Here is an 18,541-nt window from a genome sequence, read left to right on the forward strand (position 1 = left end):
TTGCATAGAATATATGCCTTTTTTTGTTGTGGACGCAATTCATCCACCCCTTGAAATGGGTGGTCTTCTTGCTCCTTAAGGATAAAATAAAAAAAGTATGATCAGGAAGATTTGAAGTATCAGAACTTCAGGTCTCCCTTGTCCATAAGAACTTTAAGATCTTCAAGGCTCAGACGGCCGCTCTTCTCAAGTTTCTCTTTAGCAACAACAAGATGTTCTTCTTTCTTTTTGTCATCCTTTTCAACCTGTATATCATTGAGCTTACTAAGGTAGACATCAAGTTCTTCCCTGAGAAGTGTTATCTTCTTTTTAAGAGGATCTATTTTCTCTCTGATAGGGGCAGTTACTGCATAATTTTCAGATATTTGTGAATGAGCAGTGTCTGCTGCTTTTCTTGGTTCATCTGCCTGGTTGTACAGGTCTATCATCTCAAGATGGTACTTCTGTGACTCTTCTGCGAGTTTGGTGATCTCGCTGTTGAAATCTTCCCTGGATTCAAATACATCTTTTGATTCTTCATATGTTTCCATGAGTTTTTCATGCATTGAATTTGCGTCAAAAGCAGCTCCAAGGCGTTCTTTAAGACTGAGAAGTCTGCTGAAAAGATCAATCTCGTGTTTCAGAGGAATATCAGCATTAAGGAAAAGTTCAAGGTCAGCGGCATAGGCTTTAGAGAGAGTTTCAACACTTCCCTTGGATAATTTGTTAAGGTTGTCCCTTTTAGCTTTAAGGTCACTTATATTGTCTGAGAACTCTTTGCTCTTTTCACTGGCAGCATTACGGGCCGATTTAAGTGATGCGATCTTTGCATTTATATCATCTCTTTTGGCCTTTGCTTCACGTGCTTTTGAAACCAGTTCCCGAACTTCGGCGTTAAGTTTGTCTCTTTTCTTTTTCAGTTCATCGGTATTTGTACGATGAAGTTTCAGCTCACGATAAATTCCCTTAAGCTCACGGTCATGATGTCCTATCTGGGTACGAAGTTCATTAACTTTGTTTTTGAGATCTTTTTCACTCATAGAGGATATGTCTATATCACTCATGCCTCAGCCCCCTGCTTATCACTTTCAAGTGGTTGCTTTTCCCAGTATTCAAGAGCATCCTGATGACTTTTGATCCTGTTTTCCAGCCATTTGTACCTGGGCTCGATCTCTTTGATATTTTCTTCACTTGAAGATACTTTGTCACTGTAAACTTCTTCTGAGCTGTCAATGGAACTAAGTTCTATTTTTGAATTTATTGCATCTTTTATCCTGTTAGAGATATTTGCAAGACGGTCTTCAATTCCCGATACTTTTGAACCAAGTGAAGTAATGTTCTGCACAATCTCATCTACTTGCTTTTGCTCATCTTCAGGAGCCAGTGAACCCTTGACCTTTCCAAGCCTTTCTTTTATCTGGGTAACTTCCCTGGAAATATCACTGTCAGATGCTGAATCTACGAGCTCATCAAGCAACTTTTCAGCCTGATGATAGAACAATTGTCTCTTTTCAGCAAGTATCTCTATTTTTTCCTGAGCTTCAACTTTGTTCTTGTTTGAAGTATCTATATTCTCCTGAAGTTCTTTCATTTTATTGTCCAGCTCATTGAATTCGGCAGTATATTCAGCAATGTATTTTTTGTGTTTCTGCACAACTCCTTCAATAAGCTCTTTCCTGTCATAGGTATGTGGTGCATTGTTACTCGCACCCTGATCCACCGTATCGTTATTCATAACTATACCTCGTAGCAATTATATCCGGAATATCTGGGCATGTGCTACTTCATTAATGATCTTTACATTTTCTTTATCTACAACCCCACATTCAATGGCACAGGATACTGACTTTTCACCAAAGATATTAACGTTGCCAGCTGTTGAAAGGATATCAATTGCCTCTTCTCTGGATATCAGTTCTCCTTTGTAGAATTCTTCAGATATAGTAACATTTATGTTACCTTCTTTAAGTGTCTTTCCAATTAATTCTTTGTCACAGAGAGCAACAATGGTATTATCACCGGATTTATGAATCTTCAGATACATGGGACCATTCCATTTGGTTCTATACTACTTTAACATGTTCTTTGTCGGGTTTAATGAGGTCACCGGAGCGTCTCATGCGTGCAATCAGATCCTCTGCATGTTGCCTGTCTATCTGTTGGTTCTGAGCTTCTGCATAGACTTCCTCAAGTGGGGCTTTTCCACCGGGATGTTTTTCTCCGACTGATTTTATGATATCTTTTATGATTTTTATCCTGTCTCTCTGACTCTTACTTGTACCGGAGGCAATAACATCAACATCAAATGCACCTGTGTCCGGATCAACTCCAACCTGTCTCAGGCAGGAATATACAATTCTTGTTGTCCTTTTAGCATCGTCAAGGGTTGCAACGTTACTGAGCCTCAGTCGTGCACTGGCTTCCGCAAGTCTTACAAGGGCTTCAAGCTGACGTGCTGTAACAGGGACCGGTGCATCTTTTCCATCTCCCATTCTTCTCATGTCCATGTAGAATTTTACAAGATGGTCACGTGCATCGTCTTCCATGACAGGGAAAATATTTCTCCTGGAATATGCAACATATTTTCTTAAGAAATCCGGATTTATCACAGGTCTGATAACTTCCATATGATTTTCGACCTGTTCCTGAGTGACATTACTGGTTGGCAGATTCTTACGCTGTTCTGAAAGTTCACCTGCATAGTGTGATTTGAGGATGTGCTTTGCTATTTTAGAGTCCATGTCCTCATTTGGAGTATCAAGAAGAACGAATATCATATCAAACCTTGAAATGAGGGCTGGTGGCATGTTAATTTGTTGAGCTATGCCTTCATATCTGTCAAAACGTCCGTATTTCGGGTTGGCAGCACCAAGCAGGGCACAACGGGATTTTAGTGTGGCAAGAATACCTGCTTTTGCAACACTGATGGTCTGCTGTTCCATTGCTTCGTGGAGTGCACTCTTATCTTCAGTGCTCATCTTATCCATTTCATCCACCGCGGCAATACCCATATCTGCCATTACAAGTGCACCGGCTTCCAGTGTCCAGCGGCCGTCTCCCAGTTCATCACGCACGGCTGCAGCGGTAAGACCACTTGATGATGCGCTTTTACCGGATGCGAAAACACCTCTTGGTGATAGTTTGACCATGTACCTCAGCAACTGACTTTTAGCAACACCCGGGTCACCCATAAAGAGCATATGAATGTCACCGCGTACTCTTGAGCCATCCGGCAGGTGCTTGGCAACACCGGAGAACAACTGAAGTGAAAGTGCTTCTTTCACATCATCATAACCATAAATTGAAGGAGCTATGGATCCGATAACTTTCTGGTATATCTCAGGATCCTTTCCAAGAGTAAGTATCTCTTCCTCTTCTTCAGGACTAATCTCAAGCTCGTCGAACTCCAGATCCATATATTCGATAGAATTTGCGTGCAGGACAAGATCATAGAAAGGAGATTTTCCTTCCCTTGTGGTTCTCTGGTGAGAGCGGAGCACTCCATTGATAATCACGCGGTCACCGGGTTTCACTATACCTGCAAGGTCATCTTCAATATCAACATCAAGACTCTGTGGCTGTGAACCACCTTTGAGGTTCTCAGGTGATTCCTGTATCTGAAGTTTCTGGGCATCAACAAAAACAGATTGATTTACAACTATCTTAAATGGCCCCTTCCTTCCACATGTCTCGTTTTCACATTCCACGGGTTCTACAAATTTTATTTCATTTTGGGGAACCATAGTTACATGTTCACAACGAAGACACTGGAAAGCAGCATTAAGAACTTTCGGGCGAACCTCCGTTGCCTTACGTATCATACCTTCAATTGCAACGAACTGCAGGAGATGTTTGCTGCGTAGATCACGGTTCGGTATCTTATTTGGTATCTTTACGAAGCGAACTTTTGCGTCAATAAGGGTCTTTTCAACCGGAAGATCGATCTGTTGAAGTGCATTATCAGAACTTGGCAATACCTCATCAGGGTTTACAAGCAGCTCGTTTGCAATCTCCCTGTCAAAAACATCAAGGTCATAGAAATCAACTTCAAGACTACGCTGATCGGGATAGTTATTAGCAAGCTGTAGAATATCATCCCAATAGTACTTTTTAAGGAACACTATGAATTTTTCGTCCCATTTACCTTCAGTCATGTTTACACAATAATTAATTAAAAATCGTTTAGGAATGCAACATGGGTTTCAAATGATATGAACATTTCGAAACATCCCTCACTGTCATTTCTCTTCATTTTCAAAAACATTAGAGTTTCCGTTTTCATTATTGCAGTTTCTCTGGATCTTTCTGATAATTCCTCTAAGTGTCTGGACTTCACGGGGCATAAGACATGCTCTTCCGAATATCCTTTTTAGCATAAGATCTGTCTTTTCTTTTTTGTGTTCGGGATAATCAATATCATCCAGAAGTTCTGACAAATGGCCATACAGGAGCCTGATGTCAAATGGATCAGCTAATGGTGTTTCTCCGGATTTGATTGAACTGAATTCGTAGAGAACAACCGTAACTGCGTGAGAAAGGTTCATGACCGGATAAACTTCAGATGTAGGGATTGTCATGATCATGTCACATTTTTTGAGTTCCTCTCTGGTAAAGCCGTTGTCTTCCCTGCCAAAGAGAACTGCTACTTTTCCATCTACCCCGCTAAGACGTTCTTTCATCTCCTCAGGGGTATAACCAGGTACACGCAGATGCAGATCAAATCTAGAACCTGCTATACCTGTTGTACCTATTATAATACTGCAGTCTTCAATAGCTTCTTCTAAAGTGGAGACTATCTTTGCGTTTTCCAGCAGATCCCTTGCATGAGAAGACATTGCCCTTGCCTCTCCCTCAAGCTTACAGGGATTAACAAGTACAAGGTCAGAGAAACCAAAATTCTTCATTGCTCTTGTAACAGAACCTACATTTCCCTGATATAGAGGTTCTACGAGTACTATTCTTAGGTTCATTTATCAAGACAACCTATTGCTTCTTTTTGTTTTTTAGGTTCTAAAGCATGTGACGGCATATAAGGTTAATTAATTATTGCTCATCAATTGTGTGGGAATTTGGCACAACAATACGCCTACTGATATAGATTTTGTTGATGACAATCTTTAAATAATATCGGCGCTACAATCATGCAAACCAAACTGGTTACTTTAGAGTAAAGAACAGTTTATCTTTATAATAATTATGAGTTTATAATAATATCAGGAGAAGAAAAATATGGATTATTTTGCAGGTGTAACCGATGCACTAAGGGTGACCTTTGTGCAGATGATGCTCATTTCCGCTCTTGCCATGGGTATTTTCGTTGTAGGAATGTACATGAACTTAAAGAAATGGGGTATGGGCTCCACAGGATATGGAGACACTCCTTCTAAAAGTATATTAGCATTCCCTAAAATGCTTATGTACCAGATGAATGAGCATGCACACGTTCACAATCAGTCCGTTCTTGAAACATTCGTTCTTGACATCCTTTTCCAGAGAAGGATTCTGAGAAGAAGTCCCCTCAGATGGTTTATGCACTTCACCATTTTTGTTGGCTGGATGACCCTTTTTGCGCTTTCATTTGCAATGTTCTTTGTTGAAATGGTCCACATGATCGGTGAGAAGGTAGGATATGCACATTCCCTTCCGGAATTCATGTATCCCGAAATCTTCAGAGAGCTCCTTGCAGTACCAAACGACATATTCAGTTACATTTTGCTCGTAGGTATCATTATTGCAATCTACAGAAGGCTCTTTGTTGCAAAGGTAAGAGAAGCAACTATAGCATACGATTCTATTCTTCTTATCGGACTTACTATCATTACAATCTCAGGATTTGTTGCTGATGGTATCAGAACAGGAAGGTTCTGGGGATTCGGAATTGACGCTGAAATCGCACCACCAATGGCGCTTTTCCACGTAGTTATCTCACTTCTGTTCTGTATAGCATATATCCCGTTCAGTAAGTATATACATGTGATAGCAATTCCACTTGCACTCCTTGCAAACAAGGGAGGAGAATAAAATGGCAAAACGTGAACCTTCTATTAATACAGAGAACTTTACAGCAGTCCAGCTTATGGAACTTGACTCATGTAGTCGCTGTGGCGAATGTGTGGACTGGTGTCCGACATATGATGCATCAGGAAAAGATCCGGGACTTGCACCAAGAGATAAGATCCTCAGATGGAGGGAATACATGAACAAGTCCTACGGACTTCGTGCAAAACTCTTCGGTCCAAAAGAGATTCCTGAGGAAGAAATCGAGCAGTTCAAGGATGATGTATACGGCTGTACAACCTGTGGTATGTGTGCAACGGTCTGTGAATCCGCGATCAATACTGTGGAACTCTGGGAATCCATGCGTGCAAACCTTGTAAAGCGTGGAAATGGTCCATTTGGTAAGCAAGGGGCATTCCTTAAACTCATCGGCGAATACAAGAACCCATACATGGCTGACAACAAAGACAGGACCAACTGGTTCCCTGAAGATGTTAAGATCGAGGATAAAGCAGAAGTTCTTTACTTCGGAGGATGTACCGCAGAACTCAGGCAGAGAAAACTTGCACTTGCAACTGCACGTGTACTCAACAAGCTTGGAATTAAGTTCACAATGCTTGGTGAAGATGAGATCTGCTGTGGTTCAGCACTTATCAGAACAGGTCAGTATTATGTAAATGACGTTGCAAAGGTAAATGCACAGAAGAACATCGACAACATTGTAGCAAAGGGTGCAAAGACCGTGCTTTACGCATGTGCAGGATGTTACAGAGCTTCGATCATTGACTGGCCCCGACTCACAGGAAAAGAACTTCCTTTCAAGGTTGTTCATATTACTGAGTTCCTGCAGGATCTTATAGAGAAAGGTGAGATCAAGTGGGAGAAGTCCATAGACAAGAAGGTCACATACCATGACCCATGCCACATGGGACGTCACGTAGGTGTCTTCGAACCACCAAGGGCTGTCCTTGAGGCAATTCCTGGAATCGAGTTCATAGAGATGGATAGAATAAAAGATAATCAACGCTGCTGTGGAGCAGGTGGTGGTGTGAAAGCAGGTATTCCTGACCTTGCACTCGGTGTTGCTTCAACCCGTGTTGAAGATGCACTGGCAACAAATGCAGATCTTCTTTCAAGTGCATGCCCGTTCTGTAAGAGGAACCTAAGTGATGGAAGAGACGCAATTGGTGCAAAGGAACTTGAGGTTGAGGATGTCATTGTTTTGACAGCAGAAGCAATGGGAATCGACCTAAGTGACACACCAGAGTGATTAAATCACTCTTCTTTTTTTATTTTTAGGGTAAACTGAATATACTTATTCGTACAATTTACTTCTCTCATGCAAATCCCTTATGAATTACTTGGAAAAGTCTTTATTCTTATATTTGTGACTGCACTTGTAGTGTTATCAATAGCATTATTGGTTGGAGCTTACAGTTTTAAGAATCACAAAATATTATTTCCAAATTTTGTTCTTTTCATTCTTTATCTGTTCTATGGGCCTGCAAAATGGATTTGCAGGGTGTTCGGTATAAAAGATACACTTGTAGATGAGATTCTCGTAGAGGTTCGTAATGCAGTGATGCTCGAACAATTCAAAGAGATTAAGAATGGAAGGGTCGTATTCCTTCCTCAATGTCTCAGACATCCAAATTGCAAAGCTCGTTGTGACCCATTAATAGGATATGAATGCAAATTGTGTGGCCTGTGTGATATCGGAACTATATGTAAAGCTGCCAAAGAGCGGGGATTTGAAGTTTATGTTATTCCCGGTGGTAGTTTTGTAAAGAAGATCATCAAAGCACACCGGCCTGAAAGTTGTATCGGTGTAGCTTGTTATCCCGAACTCGCAGAATCCATGCAAGGTGCATCACCTTTTATGGTTGTACAGGGCGTTTCACTGCTCCAGGATGGATGCTACAATACTAAAGTAGATGTGGATGAGGTCATAAGAAAGATGGAGGAATGTGATGTATAGGACAATCGGATTATTGGTAACCATTGTTTTACTAGTATCCTTTATACTTGCAGTTCTTGCATTGGCTGTAAGCCGTATAAGTCTTAACAGGCATGTGTGGCTGGCAGGATTCTTTGCAGGTGTACTTGATTTTTTTTACATGCCTCTGAAATATTTCTTCTTCAAATTTTCCGATCCGAGGATACTTGACAAATGGATGGTTTCCCTGAAAAACATAGCTAACAGGAACGCTTTCAAAAAGTCTAAAAGACGTATGATCATAGCTCCTCATTGCATGCGTTCCATGGATTGCCCGGCTTCTTCCAAAAGAACGGGAATCCAATGTGTTGCTTGTGGTAAATGTGTTTTCAGTAAATTGAAAAAAGATGCTCCAAAATACGGATATGATCTTTACATTGTCACGGGTTCATCTTTCGTGAAACATGTTATTAAAGAAAAGAATTATGATGCAGCTTTGTTAGTTGCATGTGATTACGAGTTAAATAAGGTTATGATGGGGCTTAAAGGCAAGAATATTGTGACATATGGTGTCCCAATGCTTAATGATGGATGTTTTAATACAGAAGTCGATTATGAGAAAGTACTCGAAACGCTGGAAATGCTCTCAAGCTAATTGCAAAAGGTGAACTACCACCAGATAAATCCGGTGGCTTCCTGCTCAATAGTAGTTGTCTACTAAGTATCAACAGGCTCTTCCTGCAGTTCCTGCAGTGCTTAAGTTATTCAATGCAATTTGTTTGATATTGAGACTTGCGTTTATGTCTCTATCATGTAATGTCTTGCATGAAGGACATTTCCACTCTCTTATGTCAAGAGTAAGATCATCCTTCTTATATCCACAAACATTACAGAGTTTTGATGATGCGTGAAACCTACCTATTTGAAGAATGGTCTTACCATACCATTCTGCTTTGTAAGTAAGTTTCCTTATGAATTCAGACCATCCAACATCGCTGATTGCTTGAGCTAGATTATGATTTTTGACCATTCCTTTGACATTAAGATCCTCAATTCCGATTGCTTGGTTTTCGCTAATTATCTTCATGGATATCTTATGCTGGAAGTCATTTCTTTGGTTTGATATTAATTGATGTTGTTTTGCTAATTTCATTACTGCTTTTTTTCTGTTTTTAGAACCTTTCTTCATCCTGCTAACATCTTTCTGCAGTTTCTTCAATCTATCAAGAGATGTCTTCAGAAACCTTGGATTTTCAATTATCTCTCCGGTTGAGAGAACAGCAAATGATTTGAGACCTATATCTATTCCAATTGTTGTGTTTTCATCGAATTCAACACGTTTTGGATTGAGTACATGGTCATCTATCAGGATGCTTACATGATACCTTCCAGCTGATGTTCTGGAAACAGTTAAGGTCTTAAGGATATCGAACTTCTTGTTAAGTTTCTGGTCAAGGATAAGTTCTCCGTTGACTTCCTTTGTAACAAGTTCATTCTCAATGAACTCTTTGTCTAAGAAATCCCTATGAAGAACTATCTTTATCCATCCTATTTTTGGAAGATATATTTTCGATGAGGTTAAATTGATTTGATAATTCTGAGGAACTTGAAATGAGAAAATGTTGTCCTTCTTACTTTTCCTTGTAGGATATGCTCCATTTCCTTCAAAGAAGTTCTTGAATCCAGTTAACAAGTTCCTGTTAGCCTGTTGCAATGATTGTGAGTTTAGATCTTTCATCCATGGATGAAGCTCTTTAAGAGATGTCAGATTGTTGTTCAGGTCAATCTCACTAATGTTGATCTTGAACTTAGAATACATAAGATTCTTGATGAAAAGTGACCGATTGTAGATGAATCGAGTTCCTCCGAAATGTTGCTCTAAAAGAGAACATTGCTCTTTGTTTGGATAGATTCGGTATCTATAACCTCTTTTCATTGTAATCACTATTCAAAACAGTTAGTTTAGCAAGATGTTGTATGTTTGCATAGAATATATGCCTTTTTTTGTTGTGGACGCAATTCATCCACCCCTTGAAATGGGTGGTCTTCTTGCTCCTTAAGGATAAAGTTTTTGTACTTTTTTTATTGTTCTCTATGGAATTGAGTGAGGAGAGTAAGCTCCCTTCTGTTGATGCAATACATTCATCCCGATCTGGCAGGATGATGTGCTCATTAGAGCTGCATTGACGGCATTCGGCTACGCGTCCATAAACTTCGGGAATGGTCTAAACAACCATTGCCCCCTACTTCTGACTTGCACCCACGAGGATTCGCCGTTCCATCCGCATTCCATGCGATCTCAACTTTTCAGCATCATTGCATTAACATGGTGCGATATCGTTTCTGTGCCAGCATGTGCAGAGCACATGAGTTGCAAAGCAACTGCCCGGGCTCTCGCCCGATACCCTTTACAGGTATTCGTGTGTTTAGAAGGTGGGGAGACTTTCCTCAGGTCAAATGACCCGGCGGCCGTCCTTCCTCTCTCAGTGATTGAGATGAAATCAAATAATATATAGCTTATGATAAATACTGAAATCTTTAAATGCCTTTTTAATTTCATATGACATTACAATTTTACAAACCATCTTAAAATAATTAGGTGTAAATCATAACATTTATTTACAATCTAATTAAACAACTAAGATGGTTGGTATGAAATATAACAGATATCTCATAGTAGGTATTACACTGTTGACGGTGCTATTTTTGTTCATGTTCTCAGGAGCGGTTTCTGAAACTGAGACTAACCTGTTCAGTGCAAATGGATTCAATGTTGAGGAGGATGGTTACGGTGTATTATTAATAGGCATGGTAGTTCCTCTTGTGTTTGCACTCATATACGTGGCATCCAGAATGAAAAAAGAAATCCATCAATGAAATAAAATAGTGTAAAAAACGATGGCTTAAAGTTTAAGCACACCACAGCCACAGCCACGGTTCAGAAGGTAATCCACCTTGGAAATGATCTCTTCCTGATGAAAGTCAGACAGCCCTTCAAACTCGTCCTTATGCTCTGTTTTGACATGTTCTATCATTTTTTCCTTTGCCTTTTTAGGGTCATTGTCAACGACTATGAAATCATCATTAAAACCAAGGTCTCTGCATCTGAGTATATGTACTATTTTAAAACCTCCCTTCTTAAAATTAAAACTCCTGCCTTATTAATTTTTGTTTTGACTGCTAAAAATAAGGTAATTATAATCGTACCTCAAAAGAAAAATGAAATGCCGATTACAATGAAAAGTATTCCTGCAGCTCTGGAAATAGTATTCTTATCTATTTTCTGCATCAGGATCTTACCAACATATATTGCCATTGAAGATAGCAGGAACAATGCAAGTATAACGCCAGCAAATACCAGTATTGGATTGTACTGGGTTGCAAAAAGTGCAGAAGCAAGCTGGGTCTTGTCTCCCATTTCAGATACCAGTATAAGCGCGAAACCAGATATAAAAGGACTTTTCAATTCATATGATCCTTCTTCATCGTCGTCGCCTTTGTTCAATAATGTCATTAAACCGAAAAGAATGAACATGACTCCGGCACCAATACGCACATAGTCCATAGGGACTCTATTTGCTATTAAATTTCCAAGAAGAATTGCCAGACCATCAGTCAAGATAAAGGCCAGCATGACACCGGCAAGTAAGCGGGCATATTCTTTTGTTTTTGTAGATAGTACAAGAACGGCTATCTGTGTTTTGTCTCCAAGTTCTGCAAGGCCTACAAGCAGAAATGGTATAAGAATATCCTGTATCATACAGATAGGAAAAGCACCTTCTCTATAATAAGTTTTCACAAATCAATGCTGTAAAAAAACTAAAGTATTAAAGTGCATTTTATTAATCAATGGAAAGTCAGAAAACAGATCCATTACTGGAAGCTATCAGAATTACAATGCCCGTGATGTTCGGTTATGTTCCGATAGGAATAGCTTTCGGTTTGCTGGTCACACATTATGGATTTAACTGGCTATATTCGGTGTTAATGAGCATTGTGGTATTTTCCGGTGCAGCGCAATTCATTGCTGTAGCTCTGGCAGTAAGTGGCGCAGGAGCTATAGAAATTGTGCTGACAATGTTGTTCCTGAATCTCAGGCATTCTTTTTTCGGACTTTCACTCCTAAACAAGTTTGAAGGTATCGGCAGGATCAAAGCTTATCTGGTTCTTGCACTTACTGATGAAACGTATGCACTCATTACAGGTCATAATGTTCCTGAAAGAGTTTCATCATCCCGTTTTTATGCATATGTTACAGGGCTTGATCACCTGTACTGGGTAACCGGAACAGCTATGGGTGCTCTTCTTGGAAAGGTTCTGAATATGAACCTCAACGGCCTGGAATTTTCACTGACCGCACTTTTTGTTGTTCTCAGTATAGAGAAATACCGTTCAGCAAAAACGAGATTCCCATTTATAGCGGCTATAGTATCAGGGATAATTGCCATGTTATTTGCAGGAAGTCAGAACATGCTTCTTGTGTCGATAATAATTGGTACTTTCCTTTTGTTGGTATATGAAAAAATAAATAATGGGGTGCAAACAGATGATCGCTGAGGACGTATCTTCAATAGATATTATATGGATCATAGTGATTACTGCTCTTATAACAGCATTTACAAGAGCTTTGCCTTTTATCTTTTTCAGGAGGAGGAAACAACCAGAGTGTCTAAAAGTAATAGAAAGGGATTTCCCGGCAATGATAATGCTCCTTCTTGTTTTCTATTGTCTGAACAGTGTATCATGGGGAATGGTGCCATACGGCCTTCCTGAATTACTGTGCATTTTTGTAGTGGCATGTCTCCATATATGGAAGGGTAATGCCCTTTTGAGTATCTTTACCGGAACTATAATTTATATGTACTTCACCAATTCAGGCATTATTACGGTTTTATTAACAGAAATCATAAGGATTTAATTGAGTTAAAACCATCCAAAAATGATTTACCTTTGAACATCAATAATGAATTGGGGAAATAAAATGAGTGTGGAAATAAATAAGATAGTTCTGGCTACCGATGGTTCTGAAAATGTAAAGAATGCAATAGATTGGAGTATAGAGATAGCAAAAACCAATGATGCAGAAATTATTGCTCTTTATGTGCTACCGAATCCGGGTGTCACACTTGCAATGCGCGGGGAAAACTGGGTAAAGGGACTCCATGAGCATCTTAAAGAAGAAGGTAAGGATGCTATTCAATATGTTGTTGATACCGGTGAAAATGAAGGAGTTAAGGTAGACAGAATGATTATAGAGGACAAAAATCCAGCAGATGCGATTGTGGATTTTGCCAAAGATAACAATGCAGATCTGATAGTGATGGGAACACAGGGAAGAACAGGGCTCAGCCACATCCTTCTTGGAAGTGTTGCAGAGAATGTTGTGCGCCACGCAAAGAGGCAGGTACTTGTTGTTCCTTGAAGATATGGAGAACTGGAATTAACAGGCATGCATAATTTGATTTTTAGCAAAAACCACTTTCATTCCATCTTTTTATTCTTTTTTATCGCTATTGACATGATTTCATCATATTTTTAATTATTAATTGATTAATTCTATTCTTTATTAAATATCTAAATATCCTTAAGTATGAAAAATAGGCACAAGGTTGCTTTATAGGGGTATAACATATCAAAATTCAGGGATAGACAATAAGTTTTATATATAAGCATAAGCCAACCGTTAGCCTACTATTACTTTCCGCATGGTTAGTACAGGTAGGAGCTAGGAAGACCTATCTGTAAAATAATAGTATTAATAGAGGAAGTGACTAAAAATGGGTAACCTTAGGCAACCAAACTCAAATGACGCTACTCAGACCTTTAATAGGTCAAAGAGCGTGGTACCGATGTCAGGAATCTGTACACGTTGCGTGGACGGATGTCGTGGAAATTGTGAAATATTCAAGTCTACATTCAGAGGACGAGAAGTACTTTATCCCGGACCTTTCGGAGAGGTCACAGCCGGTGCAGACAAAGACTATCCTATCGACTATTCACATCTGAATATTCAGGGATATGCCGTTGGAGCCGTCGGAATGCCGGATGATATGGTACCTGGTCCTGAAACTGCAAGATTCCCGAATGTAAGCACTGAAACAGAATACGGCTGGGACAAGAAAGTAAAGATGAGAGTACCTATCTTTACAGGAGCACTTGGCTCTACAGATATTGCAAGAAAGAACTGGGAGCACTTCGCAATTGGTGCAGCCATCTCAGGTGTCACCATTGTCTGTGGTGAGAATGTTTGTGGTGTGGATCCTGAACTTAAAAGAGGTAGTGACGGACTTGTAACAGAATCCCCGGAAATGGACCGCAGGATTGAGCTTTACAGGAAATTCTATGATGGTTATGGTGAAATGCTGGTTCAGATGAACGTAGAAGACACTAACCTTGGTGTTGCGGAATATCTCTCCAGTAAGCATGAAATGGATACCATCGAGCTCAAATGGGGACAGGGTGCAAAATGTATTGGTGGAGAGATCAAGGTAAGAGACCTTGACCGCGCTATCGAACTTAAGAAAAGAGGATACATTGTAACTCCTGATCCGGAACTTGCATCTGTGCAGGAAGCCTTCAAGGTTGGAGCCATAAGAGAATTCGAGAGACACTCAAGGCTTGGTTTTGTTACAGAGGAAGGGTTCCATGCAGAGTGTGACAGGCTCAGAGATCTCGGATTTAAGCGTATAACCTTAAAGACCGGTGCTTATTCCATGGCCGAAACTGCAATGGCACTCAAATACAGTTCAGATGCAAAAATAGACCTGCTCACATATGACGGTGCACCAGGTGGTACTGGAATGAGCCCATGGCCAATGATGGAAGAATGGGGTACACCGACATTCTATCTACAGTCATTGGTATATGAATTTGCAGAAAAATTGAACTCCAAGGGCAAGAGAGTACCTGACCTTGCAATGGCTGGTGGATTCTCAACAGAGGACGGCATCTACAAGGTACTTGCAATGGGTGCACCTTACTTTAAGGCAGTATGCATGGGTCGTGGCCTTATGATTCCCGGAATGGTTGGTAAGAATATCGGAAAATGGCTTGAGGAAGAAAACCTACCAAAGACTGTTTCCGAATTTGGCCACAGGAAGGAAGAGATATTTGTTCACTATGAGGAACTTGAAGAGCGCTATGGAAGCGACATTGACGAGATTCCACTGGGAGCCATCGGTATTTATTCCTACGCTCAAAAGACAAAGGTCGGACTTCAGCAGTTGATGGCTGGTTCCAGAAGGTTCAACACTTCCACGCTCGCACGTAAGGACCTTATGGCACTTACAGAAGAGGCAGCAAAGGTTTCAGGCATCGATTATGTAATGGATGCATACAGGGACATTGCAGAAGAGATACTTGACGGATAAACAAAGTAAGCGTAATGCTTACTTTTATTTTTTTATTTAAGTTCTGTTTTTTTTAAAAAGAAGTTGATCAGTCTTCAACTTCCAGGGCCTGAATTATATCGTGCACAGTAAGTTCTCCCCGTGCAACCCTGAGTACCATTGGATATATGAAAGAACAATCATCAATTGCATTCCAGCGCTTTTCACCTACAGTCCTGATTACCTCATCCATTACTTTTCCACACTCATTACAATATTTTGTATCACTTTCAATACCACAAACAATACAGTTCATAAATTTACCTCCACATTTACATTATTCATAGACTCCTATCTAAGTGAATCTATGGTTATTTTAAATGTGTGTGCTGATAGTATATAGGTTTTGAGCATCTTATTTTCATTTGATTTATATTACTAAATTTATGGAATAAATCTCAAAATAGCGTTATATTAATATCAGAAACTCTCATTATTCAGCGGCATAAAAGATAAATTAAAATCAATCTAAAATAGATGTTAAATTTACCTGAGGTAAAAACGTGTCTGATAATCTTTTTGATATTAATGTAGGAAATTTCAGTTTTAGAAATCCAATTGCGCTTGCACCCATGGGGGGAATTACAAACAGTACTTTTGCAAACGAAAGGGCAAATGATGCCGGACTTGTGATCCTTGGAGGATACAATCTGGATTCCGCAACCCAGAAAGCTGCGGCGGAAATGGTCACCCGTGGCAGGAAGGAGTTTGAAACCCATGAACCCTTCAAAATTATAGAAAATGAGATCAAGGCTGTTAATAAAGGACCTGTTATTGGTATTAATGTAAGAAGTTCAAAGATCGCCCCTCTTATTAAAACAGCAGAGCTTGTAAAAAATGCAGGAGCAATCCTTGAACTCGATGCCCATTGCAGACAGCAGGAAATAACTGACGTAGGCGCAGGACAGGCATTACTAAGTGATCTGCCAAAACTCAGCGAATGGATCTCCAGGATCAAGGAAACAGGTGTGGTACTTTCTGTAAAAGTACGTGCAAATGTTGTGGATGACATCGAGCTTGTTCAGGTCATTGAAGCTGCTGGTGCGGATATCCTTCATCTTGATGCAATGAAAGAAGGTTCGGGAGCAGATCTCAAACTAATAAAAGAGGTGCGTGACTCAACCAGAATGTTCCTTATTTGCAATAATTCTGTTACGGATGTGGAAACTGCAAAGAACATGTTCTCAAGAGGAGCAGAAATGGTTTCTGTAGCACGTGCTGTTATGGATGAACCGGAAATAATAAGCCAGCTTGTCAACAGGATATCAATGCAGCAGGAAGATATGGGCTGGTACAACGCACCAAAGCATGTTTGCAGAGGAGAAGGTGACCTCAGAGGACTTGCATTCTGCTGCCTGCCTGTAAAACCATGTCCTGTTCATAACGTGATAGGCAAACTTGGTTACTCTGCGCAGGAATTTGCAGATATAAAGAACGAGTTTGCAAAGGGCACAATGCTTGAATATGGTGACAGTACATGTTTTGGAAGCCTTGTCTGGTGTTGTAAGATATCAAAACCATGCTTCCTGAGAGATGGTGTCCTGGAGACCCTTGGTCTTTCGGATTCAGAATACATGCGTCTTAAAAAGGAACTTGCAGACTACATAATTGACCAGGCCAAAAAACCTGTAAATGCTAAAGCATGACCGGGAAAAGTAATATCCTATCTTCACTAAAACTAAAAAGATACAGATGATCGATTCACTATACAATGTTGACCGGGGTAATTATCCTCTCCCGGCACACATTGCAAGATGTGCACAGCTTGCAATGTGCCTTGAAGTTTCCTCTTCTCCTAAACCGGGGAATATTGACAGGTACAGTGATTACCATGACACACGCTATGAGCATTTTCTTGCATCTGCAAGTGCTGTCTATCCTGTTATTGAAGAAGCTGTTTCCTGTGAAAATGGTGTGGGGCGACTTATCTATAATGCAGTTAGTGAAAGTGTACGCTGGCAGAAAGGCGGCAACACTCATTTTGGAGCCTTCCTGTTATTGGTACCATTTGCAATGGCTGCTGGTGAGATATTTCAGGAAGATGAGACTTTTACAATCCAGCAGCTCATAGAATCTGCTTACAGGATTGTCAAGAATACTACAACTGAGGATTCCGTGAACTTTTACAGTTGTTTTGACGCAGCAGGTGTCAAGGTCAATTCAGTTGATGAGTTCGATCTCAAGAGTAGTGCTGCTATTGATGAGCTCCATGAAAAGGATATGAGCCTTTACAAGCTCATGGATATTGCCAGAGGTTATGACATAATAGCCAATGAATGGGTAACCGGTTTTAAAAGATGTGCCCTTTGTGCAGAACTGATAATCGATGGTATGAATGGTCTGGAGGCTCCGAAACTGAATGCTGACATCAATAATGTTACTGTTTATGCATTTATGAAGATTCTTTCTGATAATGAAGACACTTTCATAAGTACCAAGTATGATACTGATACGGCTGCTTATGTATCAGGTAAAGCCAGAGGGATAATTGAGGAAATGTATAAGTCTGGTGAGGATTTTAATAGTATATTACCTTTGATCAATAAACTGGACCAGGAACTCCTTGAAAAGAAGATAAATCCGGGTTCAACAGCAGACATAACCATTGCAGGCCTGTTTATTTCATTGCTTGCCGGAGTCCGATTTTAATGAAAATGAAATTAGATCTTGAGGATTACGGGATATATGAAGGCATTTCTGAAACCATTGTTACAACTAGCAGGGGCTGGTCTATAAATGCTGCACCTATGGGGATAATTCGCCGTAAGGACAAGCTATTTTTGCGCCTGTTCAAGGGTTCTACAACCTATGATAATGTGTTGTCTGAAAAAATCCTTGTTGCAAATACCACATGGAATGCAATCACATTTGTAAATTCTACTTTTTCTGATCTTAATGATTCCGAATTCGAATCCGAAAACTGCAACGGAAGGACTATTGTTTCCCTCAAAGAAGCCCAAAGCTGGGTGGCTTTTGAATGCACCAATACAAAACTTACTTCGGATGCTCTTGTTGCTGAACTTATACCAATCAGGACCCATGTCAACAAATGTCTTATCAGGGCACCAAATCGTGGTTTTTTAGGTGTAATTGAAGCATGCATCCACGGAACCAGATATCAATTAACAGGAGATGAAAAATACCTCAAGCTCATCAAGGCCTACGGGGACATCGTTGACAAGTGTGGCGGTGAAACTGAAAAGGAAGCTATGAAGCTGCTTTATGGTTATCTTTGACCATT

General features: G+C 40.1%; 21 protein-coding genes and 1 other RNA gene. 12 read left to right on the forward strand and 10 right to left on the reverse strand.

Annotated elements, in window-relative coordinates; translation table 11 throughout:
• Window positions 1–119: 119 nt before the first annotated feature.
• From J2746_RS10385 to J2746_RS10405, 5 genes are all read right to left on the reverse strand, one after another.
• A complete protein-coding gene (locus J2746_RS10385; RefSeq protein ID WP_209620283.1) occupies window positions 120–1,043 on the reverse strand; it encodes a coiled-coil protein in 924 nt (307 codons plus the stop codon).
• Entirely contained in the window at window positions 1,040–1,714 is a 675-nt protein-coding gene (locus tag J2746_RS10390; protein WP_209620286.1) for a hypothetical protein, read from the reverse strand. The genes J2746_RS10385 and J2746_RS10390 overlap by 4 nt, the downstream gene beginning before the upstream one ends.
• An 18-nt stretch (window positions 1,715–1,732) precedes the next feature.
• A complete protein-coding gene (locus J2746_RS10395; protein WP_209620289.1) occupies window positions 1,733–2,023 on the reverse strand; it encodes a DUF424 domain-containing protein in 291 nt (96 codons plus the stop codon).
• Between the two features lie 19 nt (window positions 2,024–2,042).
• A complete protein-coding gene (locus J2746_RS10400) occupies window positions 2,043–4,133 on the reverse strand; it encodes a minichromosome maintenance protein MCM (protein WP_209620292.1) in 2,091 nt (696 codons plus the stop codon).
• Window positions 4,134–4,217: 84 nt separating this feature from the next.
• Window positions 4,218–4,949, reverse strand: coding sequence for an RNA methyltransferase (locus J2746_RS10405; RefSeq protein ID WP_209620295.1), 732 nt, complete (start codon window positions 4,947–4,949; stop codon window positions 4,218–4,220).
• Between the two features lie 259 nt (window positions 4,950–5,208).
• Here J2746_RS10405 and J2746_RS10410 point away from each other — a divergent pair, with 259 nt between their 5' ends.
• The 4 genes from J2746_RS10410 (at window position 5,209) to J2746_RS10425 (ending at window position 8,567) form a co-directional block, all read left to right on the forward strand.
• On the forward strand, window positions 5,209–6,000 hold the full coding sequence (locus J2746_RS10410) for a disulfide reductase (protein ID WP_209620297.1): 792 nt from the start codon (window positions 5,209–5,211) through the stop codon (window positions 5,998–6,000).
• 1 nt (window position 6,001) lies between these two features.
• Window positions 6,002–7,246 (forward strand): (Fe-S)-binding protein, encoded by a 1,245-nt coding sequence (locus tag J2746_RS10415; RefSeq protein WP_209620300.1) that lies wholly within the window; start codon window positions 6,002–6,004, stop codon window positions 7,244–7,246.
• Between the two features lie 69 nt (window positions 7,247–7,315).
• The gene (locus J2746_RS10420) at window positions 7,316–7,954 is read left to right on the forward strand and encodes a DUF116 domain-containing protein (RefSeq protein WP_209620303.1); all 639 of its coding nucleotides are present in this window, start codon (window positions 7,316–7,318) and stop codon (window positions 7,952–7,954) included.
• Window positions 7,947–8,567 (forward strand): DUF116 domain-containing protein, encoded by a 621-nt coding sequence (locus J2746_RS10425; protein WP_209620306.1) that lies wholly within the window; start codon window positions 7,947–7,949, stop codon window positions 8,565–8,567. Before J2746_RS10420 ends, J2746_RS10425 begins: the two co-directional genes overlap by 8 nt.
• 69 nt (window positions 8,568–8,636) lie before the next feature.
• Here J2746_RS10425 and J2746_RS10430 read toward each other — a convergent pair whose 3' ends face one another.
• Window positions 8,637–9,848, reverse strand: a complete 1,212-nt coding sequence (locus J2746_RS10430; protein WP_209620309.1) for an RNA-guided endonuclease TnpB family protein — start codon at window positions 9,846–9,848, stop codon at window positions 8,637–8,639.
• 166 nt (window positions 9,849–10,014) lie between these two features.
• Window positions 10,015–10,397, reverse strand: an RNA gene (gene rnpB, locus J2746_RS10435) — RNase P RNA component.
• Window positions 10,398–10,564: 167 nt separating this feature from the next.
• Between rnpB and J2746_RS10440 the strand changes: the two genes are divergently transcribed.
• Window positions 10,565–10,789, forward strand: a complete 225-nt coding sequence (locus J2746_RS10440; RefSeq protein WP_209620312.1) for a hypothetical protein — start codon at window positions 10,565–10,567, stop codon at window positions 10,787–10,789.
• Window positions 10,790–10,815: 26 nt separating this feature from the next.
• On the opposite strand, the gene J2746_RS14895 is transcribed toward J2746_RS10440, so the two are convergent.
• Both J2746_RS14895 and J2746_RS10450 read right to left on the reverse strand, forming a co-directional pair.
• Window positions 10,816–10,947 (reverse strand): hypothetical protein, encoded by a 132-nt coding sequence (locus J2746_RS14895; protein ID WP_280921234.1) that lies wholly within the window; start codon window positions 10,945–10,947, stop codon window positions 10,816–10,818.
• A gap of 173 nt (window positions 10,948–11,120) precedes the next feature.
• Window positions 11,121–11,672 (reverse strand): TMEM165/GDT1 family protein, encoded by a 552-nt coding sequence (locus J2746_RS10450; RefSeq protein ID WP_209620315.1) that lies wholly within the window; start codon window positions 11,670–11,672, stop codon window positions 11,121–11,123.
• Between the two features lie 89 nt (window positions 11,673–11,761).
• Between J2746_RS10450 and J2746_RS10455 the strand changes: the two genes are divergently transcribed.
• The 4 genes from J2746_RS10455 to J2746_RS10470 all read left to right on the forward strand — a co-directional run bounded on the left by J2746_RS10455 (window position 11,762) and on the right by J2746_RS10470 (window position 15,282).
• A complete protein-coding gene (locus J2746_RS10455) occupies window positions 11,762–12,469 on the forward strand; it encodes an AzlC family ABC transporter permease (RefSeq protein WP_209620318.1) in 708 nt (235 codons plus the stop codon).
• Window positions 12,459–12,830, forward strand: coding sequence for a branched-chain amino acid transporter permease (locus J2746_RS10460; protein WP_209620321.1), 372 nt, complete (start codon window positions 12,459–12,461; stop codon window positions 12,828–12,830). The genes J2746_RS10455 and J2746_RS10460 overlap by 11 nt, the downstream gene beginning before the upstream one ends.
• 63 nt (window positions 12,831–12,893) lie before the next feature.
• Window positions 12,894–13,334 (forward strand): universal stress protein, encoded by a 441-nt coding sequence (locus tag J2746_RS10465; protein ID WP_209620324.1) that lies wholly within the window; start codon window positions 12,894–12,896, stop codon window positions 13,332–13,334.
• A 427-nt stretch (window positions 13,335–13,761) separates the two neighbouring features.
• Window positions 13,762–15,282: a glutamate synthase-related protein gene (locus tag J2746_RS10470; protein ID WP_245250100.1), complete on the forward strand. Its 1,521-nt coding sequence runs from the start codon at window positions 13,762–13,764 to the stop codon at window positions 15,280–15,282.
• Between the two features lie 67 nt (window positions 15,283–15,349).
• Here the strand turns inward: J2746_RS10470 and J2746_RS10475 are convergent, their stop codons facing one another.
• On the reverse strand, window positions 15,350–15,556 hold the full coding sequence (locus J2746_RS10475; RefSeq protein ID WP_023846116.1) for a hypothetical protein: 207 nt from the start codon (window positions 15,554–15,556) through the stop codon (window positions 15,350–15,352).
• Between the two features lie 247 nt (window positions 15,557–15,803).
• Here J2746_RS10475 and J2746_RS10480 point away from each other — a divergent pair, with 247 nt between their 5' ends.
• The 3 genes from J2746_RS10480 to J2746_RS10490 are packed head-to-tail and all read left to right on the forward strand — an operon-like array spanning window position 15,804 to window position 18,536.
• Entirely contained in the window at window positions 15,804–16,946 is a 1,143-nt protein-coding gene (locus J2746_RS10480) for a methanogenesis marker 9 domain-containing protein (protein WP_209620329.1), read from the forward strand.
• A gap of 46 nt (window positions 16,947–16,992) precedes the next feature.
• The gene (locus tag J2746_RS10485) at window positions 16,993–17,949 is read left to right on the forward strand and encodes a triphosphoribosyl-dephospho-CoA synthase (RefSeq protein WP_209620332.1); all 957 of its coding nucleotides are present in this window, start codon (window positions 16,993–16,995) and stop codon (window positions 17,947–17,949) included.
• Entirely contained in the window at window positions 17,949–18,536 is a 588-nt protein-coding gene (locus J2746_RS10490; protein WP_209620335.1) for a DUF447 domain-containing protein, read from the forward strand. The genes J2746_RS10485 and J2746_RS10490 overlap by 1 nt, the downstream gene beginning before the upstream one ends.
• The last annotated feature ends 5 nt before the right edge of the window (window positions 18,537–18,541 follow it).

Source organism: Methanolobus bombayensis, from assembly GCF_017873415.1.
GTDB lineage: Archaea > Halobacteriota > Methanosarcinia > Methanosarcinales > Methanosarcinaceae > Methanolobus > Methanolobus bombayensis.

Bases quoted from the DNA above. Each gene is read 5' to 3' on its own strand.
- J2746_RS10385 (WP_209620283.1), bottom strand. From the start codon at position 1,043: ATGAGTGATATAGACATATCCTCTATGAGTGAAAAAGATCTCAAAAAC.
- J2746_RS10390 (WP_209620286.1), bottom strand. From the start codon at position 1,714: ATGAATAACGATACGGTGGATCAGGGTGCGAGTAACAATGCACCACAT.
- J2746_RS10395 (WP_209620289.1), bottom strand. From the start codon at position 2,023: ATGTATCTGAAGATTCATAAATCCGGTGATAATACCATTGTTGCTCTC.
- J2746_RS10400 (WP_209620292.1), bottom strand. From the start codon at position 4,133: ATGACTGAAGGTAAATGGGACGAAAAATTCATAGTGTTCCTTAAAAAG.
- J2746_RS10405 (WP_209620295.1), bottom strand. From the start codon at position 4,949: ATGAACCTAAGAATAGTACTCGTAGAACCTCTATATCAGGGAAATGTA.
- J2746_RS10410 (WP_209620297.1), top strand. From the start codon at position 5,209: ATGGATTATTTTGCAGGTGTAACCGATGCACTAAGGGTGACCTTTGTG.
- J2746_RS10415 (WP_209620300.1), top strand. From the start codon at position 6,002: ATGGCAAAACGTGAACCTTCTATTAATACAGAGAACTTTACAGCAGTC.
- J2746_RS10420 (WP_209620303.1), top strand. From the start codon at position 7,316: ATGCAAATCCCTTATGAATTACTTGGAAAAGTCTTTATTCTTATATTT.
- J2746_RS10425 (WP_209620306.1), top strand. From the start codon at position 7,947: ATGTATAGGACAATCGGATTATTGGTAACCATTGTTTTACTAGTATCC.
- J2746_RS10430 (WP_209620309.1), bottom strand. From the start codon at position 9,848: ATGAAAAGAGGTTATAGATACCGAATCTATCCAAACAAAGAGCAATGT.
- J2746_RS10440 (WP_209620312.1), top strand. From the start codon at position 10,565: ATGAAATATAACAGATATCTCATAGTAGGTATTACACTGTTGACGGTG.
- J2746_RS14895 (WP_280921234.1), bottom strand. From the start codon at position 10,947: ATGATAGAACATGTCAAAACAGAGCATAAGGACGAGTTTGAAGGGCTG.
- J2746_RS10450 (WP_209620315.1), bottom strand. From the start codon at position 11,672: ATGATACAGGATATTCTTATACCATTTCTGCTTGTAGGCCTTGCAGAA.
- J2746_RS10455 (WP_209620318.1), top strand. From the start codon at position 11,762: ATGGAAAGTCAGAAAACAGATCCATTACTGGAAGCTATCAGAATTACA.
- J2746_RS10460 (WP_209620321.1), top strand. From the start codon at position 12,459: ATGATCGCTGAGGACGTATCTTCAATAGATATTATATGGATCATAGTG.
- J2746_RS10465 (WP_209620324.1), top strand. From the start codon at position 12,894: ATGAGTGTGGAAATAAATAAGATAGTTCTGGCTACCGATGGTTCTGAA.
- J2746_RS10470 (WP_245250100.1), top strand. From the start codon at position 13,762: ATGTCAGGAATCTGTACACGTTGCGTGGACGGATGTCGTGGAAATTGT.
- J2746_RS10475 (WP_023846116.1), bottom strand. From the start codon at position 15,556: ATGAACTGTATTGTTTGTGGTATTGAAAGTGATACAAAATATTGTAAT.
- J2746_RS10485 (WP_209620332.1), top strand. From the start codon at position 16,993: ATGATCGATTCACTATACAATGTTGACCGGGGTAATTATCCTCTCCCG.
- J2746_RS10490 (WP_209620335.1), top strand. From the start codon at position 17,949: ATGAAAATGAAATTAGATCTTGAGGATTACGGGATATATGAAGGCATT.